The following is a 23162-nucleotide window of genomic DNA, read 5'->3' as shown; positions in this document are numbered from 1 at the left end:
TAATAAAATAATAATTTTGTATGATTTTGTGGTTTTTAATTTTGCATAATGGTCTTAATTGTCTTTCCGTTGACATTTAGTGCTGAGTTTTTTGTTAATTACGAAAGGTAAAGAAGGTTGATGCGTTAACATCAACCTTCTTTGACAAGCAAGCCTTAACCTGTGTTACGCATACCCGCGGCGATACCCGCGATGGTTACCATTAGCGCTTCCTCGAGCTCTGGTAAGGACTCGTCACTTTGACGCGTGCGATACAGCAACTCGGCTTGAAGCATGTTCAATGGCTCGACATAGATATTACGCAAACGAATCGATTCTTGTCCCCAAGGGTCACTTTGCATCAAGTTCTCATTGTTTTCGACGTTCAATACCGCTTTGATGTCTTTTTGCAGTTGCGCGCGTAGACGATCGCCAAGTGGTAACAGAGAAGGTTCAACTAGGCGTTCGTCGTAGTAACGAGAGATTTCCATGTTGCACTTGGTGTAGACCATTTCCAGCATGCCGAGGCGGGTTGAGAAAAATGGCCATTCACGACACATCTCTTCCAGCAAAGCTTGATGGCCTTTATCAATCGAATATTGAATCGCTTCACCAGCGCCAAGCCAAGCAGGAAGAACTAAACGGTTTTGGCTCCATGAGAAGATCCATGGAATAGCACGTAGGCTTTCGACACCGCCGTTGGGGTTGCGTTTTGCCGGTCTTGAGCCAAGAGGTAATTTACCCAGTTCAAGCTCAGGTGTTGCTTGACGGAAATAAGGCACGAAATCGGGCTCGCCACGCACTACGTTGCGATAAGATTCACAACTGACTTCAGACAGCACGTTCATCAAATCACACCACTCTTTCTTTGGCTCTGGTGGCGGCAGAAGGTTGGCTTCCAAAATGGCGCTGGCATACAAACTGAAACTATTCACCGCGACTTCCGGTAAGCCTAATTTAAAGCGAATCATCTCACCTTGCTCAGTCACACGCAGTCCGCCTTTCAAGCTTTTTGGTGGCTGAGAAAGGAGCGCAGCATGCGCGGGTGCACCGCCGCGACCAATGGTACCGCCGCGACCGTGGAAAAGTGTCAGCTCTACCCCTTCTTCTTCGGCGACTTTGACTAATGACGCCATTGCGTGGTATTGCGCCCAACCGGCAGACATCACACCGGCATCTTTGGCCGAATCTGAGTAGCCAATCATCACCATTTGATGGTTTTGAATAAAGCCACGATAGAGATCGATGCCCATGAGCTGCTTGATGACCGATTCGGCGTTGTTTAAATCGTCGAGGGTTTCAAACAGCGGGCACACGTCCATGCGGTAAGGGCAGCCCGCTTCTTGGAGCAATAGATGCACGGCAAGTACATCTGAGGCGGTGCGCGCCATTGAGATGACGTAAGCACCAAATGCTTCACGTGGCTGCGCAGCAATAATTTTACAGGTATCGAGCACTTCTTGTACTGGCTCAGAAGGCTGCCAGTCACGCGGAAGTAGCGGGCGTTTTGATGCCAGTTCATTGGTCAAGAAAGCGATCTTATCTTGTTCGCTCCACTGATCGTAATCGCCAATGCCTAAGTAGCGGGTGAGTTCTGATAGCGCATCAGAGTGGCGAGTACTTTCTTGGCGAATATCAAGACGGACTAAATGGACACCAAACGCTTTAATGCGGCGTAGAGTATCGAGTAGTGAGCCGTCAGCAATAATGCCCATGTTGCATTCATGCAGTGATTGGTAACAAGCGTACAGTGGTTCCCACAACTGCTCGATACGTTGTAATGGTGCTTTAACCGCCAGTTTTTGACCATTGATTTTAGCGTCAAGGATCTCTTTGGTTTCACTCAGCAGTGAGCGTAGTTTTTTCAAAATCGCGCGATAAGGTTCGTGCTGATCGTCACCAGCGAGTTGGCGCAGGGCATCATTACACTTGGTCATCGACAGTTCGCTGACCAGTTCATTAATATCATTGAGGTAGAGATCGGCCGCTTTCCAGCGTGATAGCAGCAAGACTTCACGTGTAATCGTATGCGTTACGAAGGGGTTGCCATCACGGTCTCCGCCCATCCAAGATGAAAAGTGAACAGGACGGGCATCAATCGGTAAACCTTCACCGAGATAACCTTCTAGGCGTTCATCAAGCTCTCGTAAGAAGTCAGGTACCGCTTCCCATAGCGAGTTTTCTACAACGGCAAAGCCCCACTTGGCTTCATCTAACGGGGTTGGACGTTGCTTACGAATGGTGTCGGAGTGCCAGCTTTGCGCAATTAACTGTTCCAGTCTGCGTTCAGTCTTATGACGCTCTTTGGCCGACAAGTCACCGAGCTCAAGTTTAGAAAGGCACTTGTTGATTTTGACCAGTTTGTGAATCATGGTCCGACGAGTGATCTCTGTCGGGTGAGCGGTTAACACCAGTTCGATATTTAAATCGCGTACCGCTTGAGCCGTATCGAGTTTGCTGATCTTGTTTTGACCTAACTTAGCAAACAGGCTGTTAATCGCGTCTGGTTCACATACGTGCGCATCACAATGGCGAGAAATCGTGTGATATTGCTCTGCCATGTTGGTCAGGTTAAGAAATTGATTGAAAGCATGAGCAACGGGAGTCAATTGATCATTAGGCAGGCTTTTAATCTCATCAATCAAGCTATCACGGTCTTGTTGGTTACCTGCGAGTGCCGATTTGGAGAGTTTACGAATGGTTTCTACTTTCTCTAGAAGTACCTCACCATGAGCGTCCTGAATGGTGTTGCCGAGCAAATGTCCCAGCATACTGACATTGCTTCTGAGCGCAGAGTATTTCTCGTTCATTATCTTCCTGCCTTGTAAAAAAATTACATCCAATGTTCCTTGCTAAGTAGACAATCTAGCGAAAAATGTTGTTAAGAGTCAAATGCTGTAGGCTAAGTTTGCAAATATTGTGCAAGAGAATGTAATTCGCTTACAGAGGTAGCGGTGACTAATTATGTTGAAACTTTATTACAGAATTGAATAGGCGTGCCGCTTGTGACGTTTAGACCGTTAGGCTAATCGAAGCGACAATTCACACATTAACACGTGGTGCGTTTGTTTGGCTTATAGAGAAAACCAAGGCTTGGCAAACAGTGCCAAGCCTTGGTGCATTGTCTAGCGCGGGGCTAAAAACAATATTTATGCATGGCTTTAGCTAAAACATTGATGGTTGGTTCAATAAACTCAAAGGCAAGAAACTCATCAGGCTGGTGGGCTTGTTCAATCGAACCCGGGCCTAACACCAGTGTTGGGCACAGTTGTTGTAGGAAAGGTGCCTCGGTGCAGTAGTTCACGGTTTGTGATTCAACCCCACAGATTTGCTCGACACCACCAATGAATGGGTGGTCGTGTTGGCACTCATAACCGGGAATAGGTTCATGCAGTGGGGTAACTGCAATGCACCCCGGCCATTTAGCTTCAACCTCTTTAAGCGCCCCGCGTAACATATTATCCAGCCCGTCTAAGCTGATGCCGGGGAGTGGGCGAACATCGTAGTGCAACTCGCAGCAACCGCAAATGCGATTGGCACTGTCACCGCCATGGATATGGCCGAGATTAAGCGTCGGATTAGGAATCGCGAAGCCAGGGTGATGGTACTCTTTGATCAACTTATCACGCAATTGCATTAAGGCGAACAGGACTTCATGCATGATCTCAATCGCATTGACACCTAAAGCGGGATCGGAGGAGTGGCCCGACTTACCCGTTACACGCACTGCATTGGCCACATGACCTTTATGGCCCCGAATTGGCACTAAGCTAGTCGGTTCGCCGATAATGCAGTAATCCGGTTTAAATGGCGCGTTTTCAGTGAAATGGCGAGCCCCGAGCATCGTGGTCTCTTCGTCACAGGTCGCCAGTATGTAGAGCGGCTTGGTTTGCTGCGTCCAATCAACTTTCTTTACTGCTTCGATAATAAAAGCGAAAAAACCCTTCATATCCGCGGTACCTAAACCATAAAAACGGTTATTGGCTTGCGTAAGATCGTGCGGCTCGTAAGTCCAACGGCCCTGATCAAAGGGCACGGTATCGCTGTGGCCTGCGAGCAATAGTCCACCTTCTCCTGCGCCCTTTTTGGCGATCAGATTAAATTTCCCCGCTTCGACTTGGGTCAGATTGACTTCAAAGCCGATGTCTTTTAACCAAGTTGCCAACTTTTCAATTACTTGGGCGTTGCCTTCATCCCAACTTGGGTCAGTTGAGCTAATAGACGAGGTCGAAATTAGGCCACGGTAGACCTCAAGAAAACTTGGTAATTGCATAATTAGTTTGCATTCCCTGTTGACAGATTTAGGTTAAGAAGGTAAAACACATATTAAATCACTTTTATTGAATAAAAAACCAATAAAAGGCAAATATTTTAAATTTATAGTCACTCTTCGAGCGGCGTTTTTAGGTCAAAATGGATGTCTGAGATGCTCAAAACCACAATCATAGGCGCAAGCGGTTACACCGGGGCAGAACTGGCTCTGATGGTGCACAAACACCCTGAACTTACGCTAACAGGTTTATATGTGTCCGCCAATAGTTTAGATGCAGGTAAAACAATCTCAGAGTTACACGGCAGATTAGCGGGTTTAGTGTCGCATCAGGTCGAAGCATTGACAGATGTCGACGCGGTTGCCAGCGCATGTGATGTGGTGTTCTTGGCGACGGCGCATGAAGTCAGTCACGATCTGGCCCCCATTTTTCTTGAGCACGGCTGCCAAGTTTTCGATCTTTCTGGCGCTTTCCGTGTCCAGCAAGAAGGTTTTTATAGCGAGTTTTATGGTTTTGAACACCAGCATGAAACTTGGCTTGACCAAGCCGAATATGGGCTTGCTGAATGGAATAGCCAAGGCATTAAGCACAGCCAGTTGATCGCGGTGCCAGGGTGTTATCCAACTGCCTCTCAGTTGGCGATCAAACCGTTACTGGTCGAAGGCTTAATCGATAGTACTCAGTGGCCGGTAATTAATGCCACTAGTGGTGTGACAGGCGCAGGGAGAAAAGCGTCGATGACCAACAGTTTCTGCGAAGTGAGTTTGCAGCCATATGGTGTGTTTAGTCATCGTCATCAACCAGAGATCGCCACTCACCTTGCCACTGATGTGATTTTTACTCCGCATTTGGGCAATTTTAAGCGTGGAATTCTCGCCACTATCACCATGAAACTCGCGCAAGGGGTGACGCAACAGCAGGTCGAGAATGCCTTTATTCACGCATATCAAGGTAAACCGGCAGTGCGCCTACTCAATCAAGCACTGCCAAGATTACAGAATGTAGAAAATACCCCTTTCTGCGATATTGGTTGGAAGGTTCAGGGCAAGCATATCATCGTAGTTTCTGCGATTGATAACTTGCTAAAAGGCGCATCGAGTCAAGCGATGCAATGTTTAAACATCCACTACGGATTCCCAGAACTCACTGCTCTCGTGTAGTTAAAGAGCAGCAAGGAACAAGTGATGACAGATAACAAATTGACACCATTAGTGATCAAATTAGGCGGTGCTGCACTGTCGTGTACTGAGACGTTAAGCCAGGTATTTGGCGCGATTGCCAACTATCAGAAGCAAGCTCAGCGACGAATTGTGATCGTCCACGGTGGCGGTTATCTGGTGGACGATCTGATGGCTCAATTGCAGCTGAAAACGGTCAAGAAACAAGGCTTGCGTGTCACGCCTTATGATCAAATTCCTGTTATCGCAGGGGCCTTGGCAGGCACGGCCAACAAAATACTGCAAGGTCAGGCGATCAAAAACGGCCTTAATGCGGTCGGCTTGAGCCTTGCTGATGGTGGTTTATGCCAGGTTGAAGAGTTGGATCCTGAGCTTGGCGCGGTTGGCAAAGCAACGCCAGGTGATTCTGCAGTTTTGCAAGCGGTGCTAGACACTGGCGCACTGCCGATCATTAGCTCTATCGGACTCACGTCACAAGGACAGATGATGAATGTGAATGCTGACCAAGCGGCTGTCGCAGTTGCTGGCGCATTGGATGCAGAGTTGGTTCTGCTCTCTGATGTCAGTGGCGTATTGGACGGTAAAGGGCATTTAATCAAAAGCCTTGATGAGAAGCAGGCGCAAAGCTTGATTACTGGCCATGTCATTACTGACGGCATGATAGTCAAAGTGAACGCGGCACTCGAAGCGGCTAACGATTTAGGTCGACCTATTGAAGTGGCGACTTGGCGTTACCCAGACAAGCTGGTTGACCTGTTCGCAGGGAAAAGCATTGGAACCCAGTTTCTACCTAAGTAGTGAATACTAACTAACGAATACAGAGTCAGCGCTAACGCGTTGATTCCAATAAACAGACATAAGCAGTAACCCGTGGCACTGACCGCCAAGCGCAGCGCCGGGAATTGGAGAAAGAAAATGAGCAAAGTTCAAGTAAATAAAGTAGTTGTCGCATACTCTGGCGGTCTGGATACATCAGTGATTATTCCATGGCTAAAAGAGAATTATGATTGTGAAGTGGTGGCATTTGTTGCCGATGTGGGTCAAGGTGCAGAAGAGCTAGAAGGTATCGAAGCCAAAGCGAAAGCGTCAGGGGCATCAGAGTGTTACATTGCTGATCTTAAAGAAGAAATGGTTGCAGACTATATCTACCCAACGCTTAAAACTGGCGCTTACTACGAAGGTAAGTACTTACTAGGCACTTCAATGGCGCGTCCAATTATTGCCAAAGCGCAGGTTGAAGTGGCACGTCAAGTTGGTGCTGACGCATTGTGTCACGGTTGTACCGGTAAAGGTAATGACCAAGTACGTTTTGAAGGTGCTTTTGCGGCATTGGCTCCTGATCTACATGTGATTGCACCTTGGCGTGAGTGGGACTTGGTAAGTCGTGAAGAGTGCTTGGATTACCTTGCTGAACGTAATATTCCATGCAGTGCCTCACTGACTAAAATTTACTCGCGTGACGCTAACGCATGGCACATTTCCACTGAAGGTGGTGTGCTTGAACAGACATGGAACGCACCGAACGAAGATTGCTGGGCTTGGACAGTTGATCCAGAGCAAGCACCTAACGAAGCTGAATACGTCACTTTGAAAGTGGAAAAAGGCGAAGTGATTGGTGTTGATGGTGAGGCTATGACGCCATACAACGCCTTGGTTTACCTCAATGAAAAAGGTGCCAAACACGGTATTGGCCGTATCGATATCGTAGAAAACCGTCTGGTCGGCATGAAGTCTCGTGGTTGTTACGAAACTCCGGGCGGTACCATCATGATGGAAGCTCTGCGTGCCGTCGAGCAGCTCGTGCTGGATAAAACTTCATTTGAGTTCCGCGAAGAGCTTGGCGTGAAAGCGTCTCACCTTGTTTATGATGGTCGCTGGTTTACCCCACTGTGTAAGTCTATCCTTGCTGCCTCAGAAGAGTTAGCTCAGGACGTTAACGGTGAAGTGGTGGTGAAACTTTATAAAGGCCAGGCCACAGTGACGCAGAAACGTTCAGACAACAGCCTGTACTGCGAACAATTTGCAACCTTCGGTGAAGATGAAGTCTATGACCAGAGTCATGCAGAAGGCTTTATCCGTCTGTACTCACTATCAAGCCGTATTCGTGCCTTAAACAATTTGAAAAAATAACGCCTAATTAGTCCGTTTACTTAAAAGCCCATTTGATACTCAAGTGGGCTTTTTCTATTTTTGTTCATCGTTATTTATAACAAAGATCTTTCGTGAATAAATATGTAAAAATAATGAATTTATACTTTATTTTTGTTCGGTTTTGCCGTAAGTTTGAACCATCATAAAATACTGAATTCGATTCAGAGTTAATTAGAGCAATATTACACCTCGCATTCATCGTGAGCACAGGTAATCAGGAGAGACGCAATGGCATTATGGGGCGGAAGATTTACCCAAGCAGCAGACACAAGATTCAAAGAATTTAACGATTCGTTGCGCTTCGATTACCGATTAGCTGAGCAAGATATTGTTGGCTCAATTGCTTGGTCAAAAGCGTTGCTATCGGTCAATGTTCTTAATGAAGAAGAGCAGCAAAAACTCGAGTTGGCGCTCAATGAGCTGAAGCTTGAAGTGATGGAAGACCCACATCAGATTTTACGTTCTGATGCCGAGGATATCCACTCTTGGGTTGAGCAACAACTGATCAGTAAAGTCGGCGACCTCGGCAAGAAACTCCACACCGGCCGTTCACGTAACGATCAGGTTGCGACGGACCTTAAGCTGTGGTGTCGTCAGCAAGGCCAGCAATTACTGATGGCGCTTGACCGCTTGCAAGCGCAAATGGTTGCAGTGGCTAAGCAGCACCAAGAGACGGTGCTACCAGGCTATACCCATTTGCAACGTGCCCAGCCAGTCACTTTTGCTCACTGGTGTTTGGCGTATGTAGAAATGTTTGAGCGCGATTTTAGCCGCCTTGATGATGCGATTAAGCGTTTAGATACTTGTCCGCTTGGTTCAGGTGCTCTTGCCGGAACTGCATACCCGATTGATCGTGAGCAAGTGGCGCATAACTTAGGCTTTCGCCGTGCGACGCGTAACTCGCTCGACTCGGTCTCAGATCGTGACCATGTGATGGAGCTCATGTCAGTAGCTTCTATCTCTATGTTGCATCTATCGCGTCTTGCTGAAGATATGATTTTCTATAATTCTGGCGAATCGAATTTTATTGAACTGGCTGATACTGTCACGTCTGGTTCCTCTTTGATGCCACAAAAGAAAAACCCCGATGCTCTTGAGCTGATTCGTGGCAAAACTGGCCGTGTTTATGGCGCAATGGCGGCGATGATGATGACGGTAAAAGCATTGCCATTGGCGTACAACAAAGATATGCAAGAGGACAAGGAAGGGCTGTTTGATGCGCTCGATACTTGGAACGACTGTATGGAAATGGCGGCGCTCTGTTTCGATGGTATTAAAGTCAATAGTGAGCGTACGTTAGAAGCGGCTAAGCAAGGCTATGCGAATGCGACAGAGTTGGCGGATTACCTTGTTGCGAAAGGCATTCCATTTCGTGAAGCGCACCATATTGTTGGCGTTGCCGTCGTGGGAGCCATCGCGAAAGGTTGTGCGCTTGAAGAGCTCTCACTCGATGAGCTAAAAGAGTTTTCCGCGGTGATTGAAGCGGACGTCTACGATATTCTGACCATAGAGTCGTGTCTTGAAAAGCGTAGCGCACTGGGTGGTGTATCGCCAAAACAGGTTGCGTACGCGGTAGAGCAAGCGGAAGGGCGTTTAATTAAGCGTGATACTTCGGCGGTCAATGTCCGTCCGGCGCGTTTAACCGACATCGAAGCGCTCGAAGGCATGGTTACGTACTGGGCCAACATGGGCGAAAACTTACCACGCTCGCGTAGCGAACTGGTGCGCGATATCGGCTCGTTTGCGGTCGCTGAGCATCATGGTGAAGTGACGGGTTGTGCCTCGCTCTATGTTTATGATTCTGGGTTGGCCGAAATTCGCTCACTTGGAGTAGAGGCTGGGTGGCAAGGTCAAGGGCAAGGTAGCGCTATTGTGCACTACTTAGTAGACAAAGCGCGTCAGATGGCGATTAAGAAAGTGTTTGTGTTAACGCGTACTCCTGAGTTCTTCATGAAGCAATCTTTCTTGCCAACCTCGAAATCTTTATTGCCAGAGAAAGTACTTAAAGATTGTGAACAGTGCCCACGACAACATGCGTGCGATGAAGTCGCGTTAGAAGTCAATCTGGTTGAGCAAGCCATCGCACGAGTGAATGTTGCGTAACTGGTTGAATAGTAAAGTGACGAATAAAAGATCAAAAAAGATCGATTATTTTGGGAACTATTGAGAAAAAGCTCGGTCTATTAAAGTACCACTGCTTTTTCTTAGAAGAATCTAAGAAGGCCCCAAACCATATATTGGCTTTGGGGCTTTTTTTATGCCTGTAATTCAATGTGTTGGATATTTTTTTACTTTCCGTTACGCCGCCGCCAAGGCAAGATAACGAAACGCATCCACAGGTGCAAAAACAGTAATCCATTGAAGGCGAATCCGGCAAAGATCAATGCAATTGACTCAATCGTCTCTGGATTGTCGCGACACCACACCCACCAAACGATCCAGCAGGCAACGGATAAGACCGTCAGTTGATCCATACAGCGTTGGCAGCGGCCAATTTTGTTCCAAAACCAAGCGCTATTTTTACACGGTTTACATGTCATGGCTGTGACTAATTAGGTAACATTACTGGTCATAGCATATCCCAACTAACCGGAAAGTGATAAAAATGATCGAACGCCAACAAATCAAGCCGCGTATGAGCCGCATCGTAAAACATAACGGAACGATTTATCTTTGTGGTCAAGTGTGTGCAGATGCAACTCAAGGGATTACTGAGCAGACGCAAACTATGTTAGACAAAGTCGAGGAATTACTGCTTGAAGCCGGAAGTGACAAACAGCATATGCTGTCAGCGACGATTTATCTAAAAGATATGCAAGACTTCCAAGCAATGAACGCCGTTTGGGATGCATGGGTACCTGAGGGTTATGCCCCCGCTAGGGCTTGTGTAACCGCCGATATGGCCCGCGAGGCTCTGCTGGTGGAGATTTCAGTGATAGCCGCACAAAAGTAACCGCGGCGCAGTAATAAAGTAGGCCCCTTCTTGTTGACGAGAGGAGCCTACTTATCATTATGCTAGTTAACCGAGGAAGGCTTCTAGCTCTTCGCTACCGCCGATGTGTTTACCACCGATAAAGACTTGTGGCACGGTTGAGCGACCAGAGATCGCACGTAAGCTAACGGTGGTGGCGTCTTTACCTAACACCACTTCCTCATATTGAAGACCGTGGTCAATCAAGCTTTGTTTCGCCTTGGCGCAGAATGAACAGCCAGGTTTAGTGAACACAGTGATAGACTCTTGGGTTTTATAATTTGGCGCGATGTAGTTGAGCATGGTGTCAGCATCTGACACTTTGAACGGGTCGCCAGGCTCATTTGGTTCGATAAACATCTTTTCTACCACGCCATTTTTGACCAACATGCTGTAGCGCCATGAACGCTTGCCAAAGCCTAAGTCATTTTTATCAACCAGCATGCCCATACCATCAGTAAATTCACCATTACCGTCAGGAATGAAGGTAATGTTGTCGGCTTCTTGGTCTTGTTTCCAGGCATTCATCACGAAAGTGTCGTTGACCGAGACACACAAAATGGCATCAACGCCGTGCTCTTTGAACACCGGGAATAGCTCGTTATAGCGTGGTAAATGGCTTGATGAACACGTTGGTGTAAAGGCCCCTGGTAAACTAAATACGATAACAGTTTTATCTTTAAACAACTCGTCGGTGGTGACGTTAACCCAAGCATCCCCTTGACGAGTTGGGAAAGTAACTTGTGGAATGTTCTGACCTTCTTTTGATACAAACATAGTTGTTTCCTTTTATTTCTAGTGAGTTGCTAACGAGTGTTTCAACTGCAGTTATTGTACTCTGTTTCGATGTGGTTATTATTAAAGAATTTCTTTGATAGTTACAATCGTTTAATGCTATGGTTTCGATAGGTTTTTTCTATCTAATTTAGAGGTGGGGCGAGAATGAATATCCGCGACTTTGAATACTTGGTTGCACTGGCTGAGCACAAGCACTTTCGCAAAGCGGCAGAAGCGTGTTTTGTTAGCCAACCGACACTAAGTGGTCAAATCCGAAAGTTAGAAGATGAGATTGGTACCGCTTTGCTTGAGCGCAGTAGTCGGCGAGTGTTATTTACTGATTCTGGCCTGCAATTGGTCGATCAAGCCAAACGTGTGCTCTCTGAAGTCAAAACGTTTAAAGATATGGCCAGTGGGCAGGCGGGGGAAATGGTTGGTCCACTGCATATTGGTTTTATTCCTACGGTGGGGCCTTATCTATTGCCAAAAATTGTGCCGATGCTTAAACAACGTTTTCCAGATCTTGAGCTCTATCTACATGAAGCGCAGACGCAGCAGTTAGTGCGTCAGTTGGAAGACGGTAAGCTTGATTGTTTAGTGTTGGCTTCTGTCGCTGAAACGGCGCCATTCAAAGAGATCGAGGTGTACAACGAGCCACTGAGCATTGCTGTTCCCAGCGATCATGAGTGGGCGAGTCTTGATCAGGTCGATATGCTCGATTTAAATGGTCGCACGGTGTTAGCGCTCGGTGATGGTCACTGTTTACGTGATCAGGCGTTGGGTTTTTGTTTTGCGGCGGGCGCCAAAGATGATGAGCGTTTTAAAGCGACCAGTTTAGAAACACTGCGCAATATGGTTGCCGCTGGAGCAGGGATCACCTTGCTTCCCGATCTGTCATTACCTAAAGAGAAACAAAAAGATGGCGTTTGCTACGTGAAAGCGGTTAACCCGGTACCATCGCGCAGTATTGTGTTGGCTTATCGCCCCGGTTCACCGTTGCGTGCCCGTTTTGAGCAGTTAGCGGCGGCAATCAAAACGCATTTAAGTCCAGAGCTTGAGAATTAAAACAAAAAGAGGTTGATGTCATCATCAACCTCTTTTTTATGCCTAGAACAGCTCTTCACCACCATCCGAAGAGGTGTAGATGCTGTTGGTCATTTCACTTTTGACGAATTCCGTTGGCTCGGTGCCCTCTAAGAAGTACTCAAACATAGAGCTTGAGTCAAACTTATTGGTTAGCAAGCCTGATTCCCGGTCAATACGTACGCGGATAATATTATCAGGAATGGTTTTATCTCGTTCTGGTACCCCATCAAGGGCGATACGCATGAAGTCAACCCAAGCAGGCTGCGCCGTTTTTGCCCCCGCCTCAGCTCCAGAGATTTGGTCATTATCTAAGTTGGGGTTGGGTTTGGACCGCCCGAGATTACGGTTATGATCGTCAAAACCAACCCAAGCAATCGCGACCATTCCTGGGCCGTAACCGTTATACCAAGCGTCTTTTGAGTCATTGGTTGTACCGGTTTTTCCGCCGATATCGCGACGTTTCAGTGGTTGAGCGCGCCAGCCTGTGCCGTTCCAACCTGTGCCTTCACGCCAGTTGCCGCCACCCCAAATATTGCTGTACATCATCTCGCGGACTAAGAAAGCGGTCTGCTCTGTGATCACTTGCGGTGCGTAGTTCGGTTGTTCACTATCAAGGTCGACATCTTGCTCGGCAAATTCGTTGCTCGCTTGAGGGGCTTGTTCACAATCATGCTGACAAATAGTTTTCGGTGAGGCTTCAAATACCAAGTCACCAAAAGGGCCTTCTATTTTATTGATATAGAAAGGTTCAACATAGTAACCGCCGTTGGCGAACACAGAATAACCTTGAGCCATTTTCATTGGCGTTAAGCTTCCCGCCCCTAATGCGATGGTCTCTGAGCGAGGCAGTTGGTCGATATCAAAACCAAAGCGTGTCAGGTATTCACGGGTTTGATCCAAACCGACTTCACGCAGCACACGAACTGCCATCACGTTCTTCGACTGGGCAAGGCCCAGACGTAAGCGGGTAGGGCCGACATAAGTCGGTGGCGAATTCTTTGGACGCCATGCCGTACCTTGGCTTTTATCCCATTGGTTAATCGGTGCATCATTGATCAGCGTGGCCAGTGTTAAGCCTTTATCGATTGCCGCGGAGTAAATGAATGGTTTGATACTAGAACCGACTTGGCGAACCGACTGAGTCGCACGGTTAAATTTGTTATGGATGAAGTTAAAGCCGCCGACCAACGACAGAACCGCGCCATTTTCAGGGTTCATCGCAATAAAGGCAGTGTTAGCATTCGGCACTTGACTAAGATGCCAAGCGTGACCTGGCTGTTGGTCGTCTGAATCGATTTCAACTTGACGCACCCAGATTTGCTCACCACTGTTGAGCACCTCTTTAGCGTTGGTTGGCGCTTTGCCTTGACGGTCATCGGTGAGGAACTTACGTGCCCACTTAATTCCATCCCAGCCAAGAGTTTGCTGACCTTGATCTTTAACCCAAACCGTCGCTTGTTTGTCTTGCACATCAACAACAATTGCCGGTGTCAATTGACCGTAGGTCGGTACGTTGTCTAGGGTCTGTTCAATTTTTTCGCCATCAAAAGCGGCTTGATTTGCCGACCACAACACCTTCTCTGCGCCGCGATAGCCGTGGCGTTGATCGTAAGTCAACAGATTATTGATGGCCGATTCATTGGCCGCGGCCTGAAGTTTTGAATCAACCGTCGTGTAGATACTCATACCCGAGGTGTAAGCCTCTTCGCCATAGTGCGCTACCATCCAAGCACGTGCCAGCTCTGCTACGTAAGGTGCGCTTAGTTCAATCTCTGCACCGTGATAGCGAGCAACAATCTCTTCATTTCGCGCTTGGTCGTACTCTTGCTGAGTAATGTATTGCTCATCAAGCATGCGACGTAAAACCACGTTACGGCGATTGGTCGCGCGCTCAAGTGAATAGATCGGATTCATGGTCGATGGCGCTTTGGGCATTCCCGCCAAGGTCGCTAGCTCGCTGAGCGTTAATTGTTGAAGCTCTTTACCGAAGTAGGTTTGCGCGGCAGCGCCAAAGCCATATGAGCGATAACCCAAGAAGATTTTATTTACGTACAGTTCCATGATCTCTTGCTTGCTTAACAGCTGCTCGATATGGATAGCAATAAAAATCTCTTTGATTTTACGCATAATCTTCTTCTCGTTCGAGAGGAAGAAGTTGCGGGCCAATTGCTGAGTAATGGTACTGGCGCCCTGTTTCGCTGAACCTGATAGTGCAACCACTACCGCCGCCCGGGTAATACCAATCGGGTCGATGCCTGGGTGATCGTAAAAGCGACTATCCTCGGTCGCGATCAAGGCTTCAGTAAGGTGGCGGGGAATATCATCGTAGGCGACTGGGATGCGACGCTTTTCGCCAAACTGAGAGATCAGCTTGCCGTCTTGGCTAAACACCTGCATTGGCGTTTGCAGTTGCACGTCTTTAAGAGTGGCTACATCGGGTAGCTCTGGTTTGACATAAAAATAGAAGCCGAAGATGGTGCCGACGCCAAGAATTATGCAAATCAATGTGAATAAGAACAGTCGCTTTATGAACTTCACCGGATATTCCCTGATTAATGGGGTTAACTGTATGCAAACCCTTGTACTTTAGGCCAAAAATTTTCGCCTAATGGGTTTAAGTGCGTTTGCGCGCATTTTTAACCAATGAGCATAGTACGGAGCCAGCTACATGGGTATTTCATTGGTTACAGGCCTAGATATCGGCCGCCACAGTATCAAAGCGGTAGTGATAAAGCCATCCAAGGATGCGTTTGCGCTTGTGGCTTATCGCACCTTGCCCATTGAAGTGGGCATTCTCGCTGATAACCACAGGTTAAATTATCAGAAAATTGTAAAGAAACTCAAAGAACTAAGGAAGTCTTTACCATTATTTAGTCACAAAGTGGCATTTGCGATACCTGACAATCAAGTAATAACTAAAGTATTACAGATAGATAGCGAGTTTAGTCGAGCCGAACGGGAGCTGGCGATATATCAGACTTTTGCCAGTCAATGTGCATTCGCGGCCGATCAACTGTGTCTTGATTACTCGGTTAGCGACCATGTTACAACGCAAGGTGGCGTGCATTATCGAGTTCATGCAACGAAGAGAGCACCTTTGCTCGAATTGAGTAATGCCATTGCTCAGGCCAATTTTAAACCGATTGTTGCTGATGTGGCTAGCTATGCGCTCAATCAATGCTGGCATCAAGTGGCACAATCTCAGCACGCCTACGACTGGTTGTTAGTCGATATCGCTATAGCGCAGTGCCGCTTTTCGATTGGACTGCCAAGTGGAGAGGTTTACGCCAAGTCTTGGCGTTTAGAGACCCAGCTTAATGATGGACAAGAAGTGGTTAACTCACTGCGTGAGACATTGCGCAGCGCTATGCAGCGACTCACTTCACTGCACCAAATCGAGGTTAAGGGCATTTGGCTTAGCAGCGAAGCAGACCATTGTCCCGATTTAGCGGCCAAGCTGAGCGGTGAGCTTGGGATTAAGGTTGAGCCATTTAATCCCTTGAGACTGTTTCAATATCTGAGCACCAGTGAAGCAAGTAACGGTTATGCATTGGCAGTAGGATTAGCGCTTCGCGCCAGTCAGTGGCAGGAGCGTCAGCATGCCCGAGTCGATTAATTTACTTCCTTGGCGCCAGCAACTCATTACCCGTCATCAACGTCGTTTCTCTCTCATGCTCGTCGTGGCCGCATTGATGGTGGTGGGTATTCAATGGCTGATTGATGAGTACCTTGAGCGCCACATTCAGCTGTTGCAACACGCCAATCAGCAGTTAACTTCGCAAGTAACGCTGTTAGACCAACAACTGACTCTCGCTATCGAGCGGCAAACAGCGGCCCAGTTGCAATTCGCCCATTCTGAGCAGCAAGCGAAGTTTGCGGGTAAGCGCACTCAAGCCGCTCGGTTAATGCGTCGTGTCGCCGAAGTCGTTCCTGCCGACGTTCATCTTGAATCGCTCAGTCTACGCGGAGAACGTGTCACGATGACGGGCAACACTGTACGGCACGGTTCATTAACTGAGTTGTTACAGCGCCTCACTGCAGCGCAAGATATTGACCAAGTACAACTCCATTCAGTGGCGGATGAGCAAGCCATGCAGCGATTTGTGATCTCTTTTGTTTTGCTCAACAGCGTTGTTAGGCGATGAATATTGAACTTGAGTCGTTGGTTGCATGGCCGATTGGGCGGCAGCTGGGGTTTATCGTGGTGGTTTTGTTAGCGATTAATGTGCCCATCGCTTGGTTATGGCATTTGCCGCAATACCAACAGTTCATTGCGGCGAAAAAGAGTGAGCAGAGTCTTATCCTCGCGGCGGAGCATAAACAGGCCCGATTGTTGGTGTTTGCACGGACAGAGACCAGTGAGAGCGATGCCTCTCAATTATTTACACCGGATTTAGCGCTGAGCGCGTCACACTTTTCAATGGCCATCGCTGAGCTCAATCAGAGCGCGCAGCGTTACCAACTTAGCGTAGAGGTGCTTGAATTGGCTGCAAATCCGGCCAGTGATGGCGTTGAACTTAGGCTGCTGGGCCGGTACCACGATATTAGGGCGTTTTGCCAAGCAGTGGCAGAGAGCTCTCCCTTATTGCGTTTGGATAATGCCGAGTGGCAGCGACGAGATGACATCAGTGGGCAAATCAGCTTCAGCGCTCAGGCGTTGTTTTATCAGGCTCATGCGACGGTGACAGCCAATGACTAGACTTCTTGTGTGCTTGTGGCTGTGTGCGTGGTCAGTCAATAGCCAAGTTAGCTCTCAATCAACCCACGTTGCCGCTACTACGCCGACTCGTGATCCTTTTGCCTTACCTCAGGCAGACGCTAAAACGTCGCCGTGTCAGCTGCTCGATCAACCACGCGCAACGTCATTGCCATTCACTCTTGCCGGCGTTCTCGAAACTCACGGTGATTATACGGCGCTGCTAAAAACGCCGGCGGGCGTGCTGGTGACGGCTCAGAAAAATCAGCGACTGGAATCGGGACACAGGATCGTGGCAATCAGTGAGCGTCAAGTCGAGCTCGAACACACAATCGACAGTCGCCTTGGGTGTCATGCTCATTCACGATTCAAGCTGGAGTTTAACTAATGCGTTCTATTATTGATAACCGTCGAGCAGCAAGGCTCAGCGGCGTGTTGGCAAGTTTGTGCTTATTATTGAACACTGGGTGGGTAAGCCAGTTAAGTGCGGCTGAAATAACGAATAATCAGGCTAAGTTGTCATTCAACTTTCAAGATATCTCAGTTCGGGATGCTTTACGCGTTATCGCACAGAGTCAGAATATCAATATTGCCATCGATGACTCGGTCAGTGGTCAGCTTACGCTGAGTTTGACTGAGGTCACTTGGCAACAAGCGCTTGATACGGTGGTGGAGGTCAAAGGGCTTACTCAACATGAGCAAAATGGCGTTATGCTGATTGGTTCCAAGCAACTTTCTGTTGATGCCGGCAGCAAGTTAAACTCAGAGTTGATCGCCGTGAACTATGCCAGTGCCGATCAATTGATGCAGGTGTTGCTAGGGTCGAGTGGATTTAACCTTTTATCAGAACATGGGGCGTTAGGGGTCGATGAGCGGACCAATGTCTTGCTGATTCGAGACTATCCAGAGCAGATTGCCGCAACCCGAAAAATGGTGGCGCTGCTTGATGTGCCGATCAAGCAAGTGCAAATCGAAGCACGCATTGTGACCATCAATCAAGGCAATCTTGAAGAGTTAGGCGTTCGTTGGGGCTTGAGTCATGTTGGCCATCGAGCAGAGGTCGGTGGCAGCATTGAAGGCATTCGTCTTGACTCGGCCACTATCGATCAGATGTTAAACATCAATCTGGCCGCGCAGGCAGTGAATGCTTCATCGATTGCTTTTCAAGTGGCGAAGTTGGGGTCAGATACCTTACTGGATCTCGAACTGTCGGCAATGCAGCGCGAATCGAAAGCGGAAGTGATTTCGAGTCCGAGCTTAATGACTACCAATAAAAAGCCGGCGTATATTGAACAAGGAACCGAAATTCCCTACCTTGAGTCATCCTCCAGTGGTGCAACGAATGTGGCGTTTAAGAAAGCCGTCTTGAGTTTAAAAGTGACGCCGCAGATCACGCCAGGGGATCATGTGCTGCTCGATTTAAATGTCACTCAAGATAGGCCGGGTGAAGTGGTGAATACTGGCACTGGAGAAGCCGTGGCGATCGATACGCAACGCATCGGAACACAAGTATTAGTGAAGAATGGCGAAACTATCGTGCTGGGAGGGATTTTTCAACACAGTGTATTTGATAGTGTCGACAAGGTGCCATTATTGGGTGACTTACCGCTGCTTGGTGGCTTATTTCGCCGAACTTACCAGAAAATAGGCAAACGTGAACTGGTGATTTTTGTGACTCCGAACGTCATCATTGAGTAAGAAATCGATCTTGAACGAAAATAAATTTGCATTAGTCGCACCTTATCTAGATAATTTCGGGTCTTATCACGAATTATCTGTGAGGAATCGGTGCCACAAGCATCTACATTGCTAATGTTATATTGGCTTTTCTTGTGGCGATGTCATTGAATTAACGTTGTAAATTACTGCTAAACATGGCTGAGAAACGCAATATTTTCCTTGTTGGCCCTATGGGTGCCGGCAAAAGCACAATCGGTAGACACTTGGCTCAACAGCTTCATATGGAGTTTGTTGATTCTGATACCGTAATTGAAGAGCGCACTGGCGCAGATATCGCTTGGGTATTTGACGTCGAGGGTGAAGAAGGCTTCCGTGATCGCGAGGAAAAAGTGATTAACGACCTAACCGAAGAACAAGGCATTGTCCTTGCAACGGGTGGGGGTTCGATCATGAGCAAAGAAAACCGCAATCGTCTATCTGCACGCGGCATCGTTGTCTACTTAGAAACAACGATTGAAAAACAACTTGCTCGTACCAATCGCGATAAGAAGCGTCCACTGCTACAAACAGACAAACCACGTGAAGTGTTAGAGTCTCTGGCTAAAGAGCGTAATCCTCTTTACGAAGAAATCGCGGATTACACCGTACGTACAGACGATCAAAGTGCAAAAGTGGTAGCCAACCAGATCGTAAAAATGCTAGAAGAACGTTAAGACTTTTAGCAACTGGAGAATACCCATGGAACGGATTACGGTCAGCTTAGATGAGCGTAGCTATCCAATCTCAATTGGTGCCGGATTATTTAATGATCCGGCCCACCTTTCTTTCCTTGCAGCAAAACAGAAAGTGGTCGTGATTTCTAATGTCACGGTTGCTCCGCTGTATGCTGACAAAATCCTTGCCCTTCTAGAGCAATTAGGCTGCCAAGCTTCTGTACTCGAACTGCCCGATGGTGAGCAATACAAAACCCTAGAGACATTCAATATGGTAATGAGTTACCTGTTGGAAGGTAATTATGCCCGTGATGTGGTTGTGATTGCGCTCGGTGGTGGTGTGATTGGTGACTTGGTTGGCTTCTCTGCGGCCTGTTATCAGCGCGGTGTCGACTTTATTCAGATCCCGACGACTTTACTGTCGCAGGTTGATTCATCGGTCGGTGGCAAAACGGCGGTTAATCATAAGCTGGGTAAAAACATGATCGGTGCGTTTTATCAACCGCAAGCGGTGGTGATTGATACCGATTGCCTTAAAACCTTACCAAAGCGTGAGTTTGCGTCTGGTATCGCCGAGGTGATCAAATACGGCATTATTTATGACAGTGCGTTTTTTGTTTGGTTGGAAGAGAATCTCGACAAGCTCTATCAATTGGATGAGCAGGCGCTGACTTATGCTATCGCACGCTGTTGTCAAATTAAGGCCGAAGTGGTGGCACAAGACGAAAAAGAGTCGGGTATTCGTGCATTGCTGAACCTAGGTCATACATTTGGTCATGCGATTGAAGCTGAGTTAGGTTATGGTAATTGGCTGCATGGTGAGGCGGTGGCTTCTGGCACGGTGATGGCAGCAAAAACTGCGCAGCTTCAAGGGCTTATCACTGAGCAGCAAGTTGAACGAATTGTCTCTATACTGAAAAGAGCACAGTTGCCTGTCCATACACCTGAGCAGATGTCGTTTGCTGACTTCATCAAGCATATGATGCGCGATAAGAAAGTGTTATCAGGTGAGCTACGACTGGTATTGCCTACCGGTATTGGCAGTGCAGAGGTGGTAAAAGGGGTATCAGAGTCGGTTATAGAGCAAGCTATCGACTTTGGCCGTACCCTGTAATTCTTGTTGTCTGTAGTACCAAACGGCCGACGTTTTTTGATGCCGGGTTTTGTTTGGTATTACCGCATTGTCATTAGGATAACTCAATGAGCTCGGCGCATGACCCTCGCGTATTGGAATTGGAATCTCAGGTAGAGCTGCTGGAACGGTTGCGACTGCTGACCAATTTTGGTTCAAATCTTGTCACGATTGGTGGCGCTGCTGGTGCAGGGAAAACCTGGCTAGCGCAACACTATTTAGAAGCGTGGGCGCAAGACAAGAACCAAGCTTTGTTGATGTGTTATCCCAATCAAGACGAAACGCAACGTCGTGTGACTCTTCTCTCGCAGTTGATTTCAGAACCATTATTTAACCCAGCAGACTCATTAGTCGACTCTTTTTCCCGCGTCATGGAGGGGGAAAGTTGTGATGTGTTGATTACGATTGATGATGCGCATTTGCTGACAGAGTCGTTTATCTCTGAACTGTGGATGCTAGTGTTAGAAGCGCAGCTCAACCCACGCTGGACGGTTAATGTGTTGTTGTTCGCTCAATCCAATAGTTTGGAAGCACTGTTAACTCGCTTAAGTTATGGTCAAGAACACAAACCCATCGATCTTGAAATTGAACCACTTAGCCAACAAGAAGCGGATCGGTTTTTTGAACATTTGGTGATTCGTTTTGTCGAAGATGACATGGAGAAACGGGTGCGTAATGCATACCGTAGCGTTGCCCGCCATCCGGGCGACATCATGGCTTTAGGGGATCAAAAAGTGGAAAAAAGGATTATTATCCGCTCGATTGTCGGCTCTCCCGTCAATATTGCACTGTTAGTTGTTGTGTTGCTACTCGCGATTGGCGGTGGTTATTGGTGGATGATGTCACAACCATCACCGGATGAGAAAGCGCAACAAATGACGCAAAACATCGAACAAACGGTGATTCCTACCTTGCCGGAACTGAGCTCACAAGACAATCAACCAACAGCGACTATCCAACCTGAGCCCGTGATTGATCCGATGTTAGCCGGTGCTGACGATGATTCGCTGGCGCTTCCACCGGATGTCACCGAACAGGTTGACAGTGTGGGTAGTGCTGACAACGATCAGCAGCGAGTCGTGATTACGTCTGATGTCGTCGATGCCTTACTTGAGGGGAAAGCGCAACAAGCCGATACTCGTGGCATTGATCAAGTGGTTGAGCAGTCGCAAACGCCACAAACCGCTGTGCCACAGGCTGAACCTGTTACGCAGCAGACAACGCCAGCAAGTGAAACCGTCATCAAGTTTTCGTTTACCAAAGATGAACTAAAGAGCTTCTCGCCGCGCAGTTATACCTTGCAGTTGGCTGCCGTCCAGTCGCTTGAAGAAGTGCAATCCTTCATCGACCAGTACCAGCTCACCAATCAAGTGTTTATCTACCCAACCGTACGCAATAATATTGACTGGTATATCATCACTTATGATAATTATCCGACCATTCAAGTGGCGCGCGATGCGGTACAAGGTTTGTCGAGTGAGTTGCGACAGCTTGAGCCTTGGGCAAAATCACTCAGTCAGGTTCAACGTGAAATCGACCGAGTCGAATAAGTTGGCGAAATCCGCTGATTAAGCGGCAAAATTGCCTGAGTTTAGTTGTAAAATATGTTACATTCCGCAGCCTTAATTTGTGGTTGAAAAATAGAGCAGTCGATGAAGAAGCAGCGGGCCTTCCTGAAGTGGGCGGGTGGAAAATACGGACTTGTTGAAGATATTCAGCGTCACTTGCCTGAAGCACGTAAGCTGGTGGAACCGTTCGTAGGCGCAGGTTCTGTGTTTCTTAATACTGACTACGAACACTACTTGCTGGCTGATATCAACCCAGATTTAATCAATCTCTACAACTTGCTCAAGCAAGATCCGCAGACATACATCTCAGAATCCAAACGTTGGTTCTGTGCCGAGAACAACCGCAAAGAAGCTTATCTGGATGTTCGTGCGCAGTTCAATTCCACCGATGACGTGTTGTACCGTTCATTGGCATTTCTGTATATGAATCGCTTTGGTTTTAATGGCTTGTGTCGTTACAACAAAAAAGGCGGTTTTAACGTCCCGTTTGGATCATATAAGAAGCCGTATTTCCCCGAAGCTGAACTTGAGTTCTTTGCAGAAAAAGCCAAGAAAGCGACGTTTGTTTGTGAGGGTTACCACGAGACGTTCAAGCGAGCGCGCAAAGGCTGTGTGGTGTATTGCGATCCTCCTTATGCACCGCTTTCAACCACCGCAAACTTCACGTCGTATGCGGGCAATGGTTTTAGCCTCGATGATCAGGCCGCGCTGGCAGATGTCGCAGAAAAAGCGGCGCAGCAACGAGGTATTCCGGTGTTGATTTCAAATCATGATACGACGTTAACTCGTCGCCTTTATCATGGTGCGAGCCTGAATGTGGTGAAGGTTAAGCGAACCATCAGTCGTAACGGCGCTGGACGCAATAAAGTCGATGAGTTGTTGGCGTTGTTTAAGCCCTCGGACAGCAAATAATCACATTTCCTCACGCTTGGCTATATTCTTACCGCTAGCTTAGGTAGA

The 23162-nt window shown here is 47.7% G+C and carries 20 protein-coding genes; 15 read left to right on the top strand and 5 right to left on the bottom strand.

Annotation, left to right across the window (positions count from 1 at the left end; genetic code table 11):
• Positions 1 to 155: 155 nt before the first annotated feature.
• Both ppc and argE read right to left on the bottom strand, forming a co-directional pair.
• Entirely contained in the window at positions 156 to 2789 is a 2634-nt protein-coding gene (ppc, locus tag BS19_RS13585; protein WP_038175933.1) for a phosphoenolpyruvate carboxylase, read from the bottom strand.
• A gap of 326 nt (positions 2790 to 3115) precedes the next feature.
• Complete coding sequence (gene argE, locus BS19_RS13580) at positions 3116 to 4252, bottom strand: acetylornithine deacetylase (protein WP_038175932.1); 1137 nt, start codon at positions 4250 to 4252, stop codon at positions 3116 to 3118.
• 153 nt (positions 4253 to 4405) lie between these two features.
• Between argE and argC the strand changes: the two genes are divergently transcribed.
• From argC to argH, 4 genes are all read left to right on the top strand, one after another.
• Positions 4406 to 5410 (top strand): N-acetyl-gamma-glutamyl-phosphate reductase, encoded by a 1005-nt coding sequence (argC, locus tag BS19_RS13575; protein ID WP_038175931.1) that lies wholly within the window; start codon positions 4406 to 4408, stop codon positions 5408 to 5410.
• A 24-nt stretch (positions 5411 to 5434) separates the two neighbouring features.
• Positions 5435 to 6226, top strand: a complete 792-nt coding sequence (argB, locus tag BS19_RS13570) for an acetylglutamate kinase (RefSeq protein ID WP_038175930.1) — start codon at positions 5435 to 5437, stop codon at positions 6224 to 6226.
• A 117-nt stretch (positions 6227 to 6343) separates the two neighbouring features.
• Entirely contained in the window at positions 6344 to 7558 is a 1215-nt protein-coding gene (locus BS19_RS13565; RefSeq protein ID WP_038175929.1) for an argininosuccinate synthase, read from the top strand.
• Between the two features lie 249 nt (positions 7559 to 7807).
• The gene (argH, locus tag BS19_RS13560; RefSeq protein WP_038175928.1) at positions 7808 to 9682 is read left to right on the top strand and encodes an argininosuccinate lyase; all 1875 of its coding nucleotides are present in this window, start codon (positions 7808 to 7810) and stop codon (positions 9680 to 9682) included.
• A 185-nt stretch (positions 9683 to 9867) separates the two neighbouring features.
• Here the strand turns inward: argH and BS19_RS19840 are convergent, their stop codons facing one another.
• Complete coding sequence (locus BS19_RS19840) at positions 9868 to 10119, bottom strand: DUF3624 domain-containing protein (RefSeq protein ID WP_084185994.1); 252 nt, start codon at positions 10117 to 10119, stop codon at positions 9868 to 9870.
• Between the two features lie 65 nt (positions 10120 to 10184).
• Between BS19_RS19840 and BS19_RS13555 the strand changes: the two genes are divergently transcribed.
• On the top strand, positions 10185 to 10532 hold the full coding sequence (locus tag BS19_RS13555) for a RidA family protein (protein ID WP_038175926.1): 348 nt from the start codon (positions 10185 to 10187) through the stop codon (positions 10530 to 10532).
• A 66-nt stretch (positions 10533 to 10598) separates the two neighbouring features.
• On the opposite strand, the gene BS19_RS13550 is transcribed toward BS19_RS13555, so the two are convergent.
• Entirely contained in the window at positions 10599 to 11327 is a 729-nt protein-coding gene (locus BS19_RS13550; RefSeq protein ID WP_038175924.1) for a glutathione peroxidase, read from the bottom strand.
• A gap of 165 nt (positions 11328 to 11492) precedes the next feature.
• On the opposite strand from BS19_RS13550, the gene oxyR reads away from it, so the two are divergent.
• Positions 11493 to 12392 carry a DNA-binding transcriptional regulator OxyR gene (oxyR, locus tag BS19_RS13545; protein WP_038175922.1) on the top strand — a complete coding sequence of 300 codons (900 nt, stop codon included), beginning with the start codon at positions 11493 to 11495 and terminating at the stop codon, positions 12390 to 12392.
• Between the two features lie 42 nt (positions 12393 to 12434).
• On the opposite strand, the gene BS19_RS13540 is transcribed toward oxyR, so the two are convergent.
• Positions 12435 to 14951 carry a penicillin-binding protein 1A gene (locus BS19_RS13540; RefSeq protein WP_038175920.1) on the bottom strand — a complete coding sequence of 839 codons (2517 nt, stop codon included), beginning with the start codon at positions 14949 to 14951 and terminating at the stop codon, positions 12435 to 12437.
• Between the two features lie 130 nt (positions 14952 to 15081).
• On the opposite strand from BS19_RS13540, the gene pilM reads away from it, so the two are divergent.
• The 9 genes from pilM (at position 15082) to BS19_RS13495 (ending at position 23114) form a co-directional block, all read left to right on the top strand.
• Positions 15082 to 16029, top strand: coding sequence for a type IV pilus assembly protein PilM (gene pilM / locus BS19_RS13535; protein WP_038175919.1), 948 nt, complete (start codon positions 15082 to 15084; stop codon positions 16027 to 16029).
• Positions 16013 to 16558, top strand: coding sequence for a PilN domain-containing protein (locus tag BS19_RS13530; protein WP_038175918.1), 546 nt, complete (start codon positions 16013 to 16015; stop codon positions 16556 to 16558). Before pilM ends, BS19_RS13530 begins: the two co-directional genes overlap by 17 nt.
• Entirely contained in the window at positions 16555 to 17112 is a 558-nt protein-coding gene (locus BS19_RS13525) for a type 4a pilus biogenesis protein PilO (RefSeq protein WP_038175917.1), read from the top strand. Before BS19_RS13530 ends, BS19_RS13525 begins: the two co-directional genes overlap by 4 nt.
• Positions 17105 to 17497, top strand: coding sequence for a pilus assembly protein PilP (locus tag BS19_RS13520; protein WP_038175916.1), 393 nt, complete (start codon positions 17105 to 17107; stop codon positions 17495 to 17497). The genes BS19_RS13525 and BS19_RS13520 overlap by 8 nt, the downstream gene beginning before the upstream one ends.
• Positions 17497 to 18807, top strand: coding sequence for a type IV pilus secretin PilQ (locus BS19_RS13515; protein WP_051686537.1), 1311 nt, complete (start codon positions 17497 to 17499; stop codon positions 18805 to 18807). The genes BS19_RS13520 and BS19_RS13515 overlap by 1 nt, the downstream gene beginning before the upstream one ends.
• A gap of 176 nt (positions 18808 to 18983) precedes the next feature.
• On the top strand, positions 18984 to 19502 hold the full coding sequence (aroK, locus tag BS19_RS13510) for a shikimate kinase AroK (protein WP_038175914.1): 519 nt from the start codon (positions 18984 to 18986) through the stop codon (positions 19500 to 19502).
• Positions 19503 to 19527: 25 nt separating this feature from the next.
• A complete protein-coding gene (aroB, locus tag BS19_RS13505; protein WP_038175912.1) occupies positions 19528 to 20616 on the top strand; it encodes a 3-dehydroquinate synthase in 1089 nt (362 codons plus the stop codon).
• An 86-nt stretch (positions 20617 to 20702) separates the two neighbouring features.
• Complete coding sequence (locus BS19_RS13500; protein WP_038175911.1) at positions 20703 to 22184, top strand: SPOR domain-containing protein; 1482 nt, start codon at positions 20703 to 20705, stop codon at positions 22182 to 22184.
• Between the two features lie 102 nt (positions 22185 to 22286).
• The gene (locus BS19_RS13495) at positions 22287 to 23114 is read left to right on the top strand and encodes a Dam family site-specific DNA-(adenine-N6)-methyltransferase (protein ID WP_038175910.1); all 828 of its coding nucleotides are present in this window, start codon (positions 22287 to 22289) and stop codon (positions 23112 to 23114) included.
• Positions 23115 to 23162 lie beyond the last annotated feature (48 nt).

The sequence above is a fragment of the Vibrio pacinii DSM 19139 genome, from assembly GCF_000711795.1.
Lineage (GTDB): Bacteria > Pseudomonadota > Gammaproteobacteria > Enterobacterales > Vibrionaceae > Vibrio > Vibrio pacinii.
The sequence above is the reverse complement of the archived record's forward strand: the minus strand, read 5'-3'. Positions and strand labels throughout refer to the sequence as shown.

Bases quoted from the DNA above. Each gene is read 5' to 3' on its own strand.
- ppc (WP_038175933.1), bottom strand. From the start codon at position 2,789: ATGAACGAGAAATACTCTGCGCTCAGAAGCAATGTCAGTATGCTGGGA.
- argE (WP_038175932.1), bottom strand. From the start codon at position 4,252: ATGCAATTACCAAGTTTTCTTGAGGTCTACCGTGGCCTAATTTCGACC.
- argC (WP_038175931.1), top strand. From the start codon at position 4,406: ATGCTCAAAACCACAATCATAGGCGCAAGCGGTTACACCGGGGCAGAA.
- argB (WP_038175930.1), top strand. From the start codon at position 5,435: ATGACAGATAACAAATTGACACCATTAGTGATCAAATTAGGCGGTGCT.
- BS19_RS13565 (WP_038175929.1), top strand. From the start codon at position 6,344: ATGAGCAAAGTTCAAGTAAATAAAGTAGTTGTCGCATACTCTGGCGGT.
- argH (WP_038175928.1), top strand. From the start codon at position 7,808: ATGGCATTATGGGGCGGAAGATTTACCCAAGCAGCAGACACAAGATTC.
- BS19_RS19840 (WP_084185994.1), bottom strand. From the start codon at position 10,119: ATGACATGTAAACCGTGTAAAAATAGCGCTTGGTTTTGGAACAAAATT.
- BS19_RS13555 (WP_038175926.1), top strand. From the start codon at position 10,185: ATGATCGAACGCCAACAAATCAAGCCGCGTATGAGCCGCATCGTAAAA.
- BS19_RS13550 (WP_038175924.1), bottom strand. From the start codon at position 11,327: ATGTTTGTATCAAAAGAAGGTCAGAACATTCCACAAGTTACTTTCCCA.
- oxyR (WP_038175922.1), top strand. From the start codon at position 11,493: ATGAATATCCGCGACTTTGAATACTTGGTTGCACTGGCTGAGCACAAG.
- pilM (WP_038175919.1), top strand. From the start codon at position 15,082: ATGGGTATTTCATTGGTTACAGGCCTAGATATCGGCCGCCACAGTATC.
- BS19_RS13530 (WP_038175918.1), top strand. From the start codon at position 16,013: ATGCCCGAGTCGATTAATTTACTTCCTTGGCGCCAGCAACTCATTACC.
- BS19_RS13525 (WP_038175917.1), top strand. From the start codon at position 16,555: ATGAATATTGAACTTGAGTCGTTGGTTGCATGGCCGATTGGGCGGCAG.
- BS19_RS13520 (WP_038175916.1), top strand. From the start codon at position 17,105: ATGACTAGACTTCTTGTGTGCTTGTGGCTGTGTGCGTGGTCAGTCAAT.
- BS19_RS13515 (WP_051686537.1), top strand. From the start codon at position 17,497: ATGCGTTCTATTATTGATAACCGTCGAGCAGCAAGGCTCAGCGGCGTG.
- aroK (WP_038175914.1), top strand. From the start codon at position 18,984: ATGGCTGAGAAACGCAATATTTTCCTTGTTGGCCCTATGGGTGCCGGC.
- aroB (WP_038175912.1), top strand. From the start codon at position 19,528: ATGGAACGGATTACGGTCAGCTTAGATGAGCGTAGCTATCCAATCTCA.
- BS19_RS13500 (WP_038175911.1), top strand. From the start codon at position 20,703: ATGAGCTCGGCGCATGACCCTCGCGTATTGGAATTGGAATCTCAGGTA.
- BS19_RS13495 (WP_038175910.1), top strand. From the start codon at position 22,287: ATGAAGAAGCAGCGGGCCTTCCTGAAGTGGGCGGGTGGAAAATACGGA.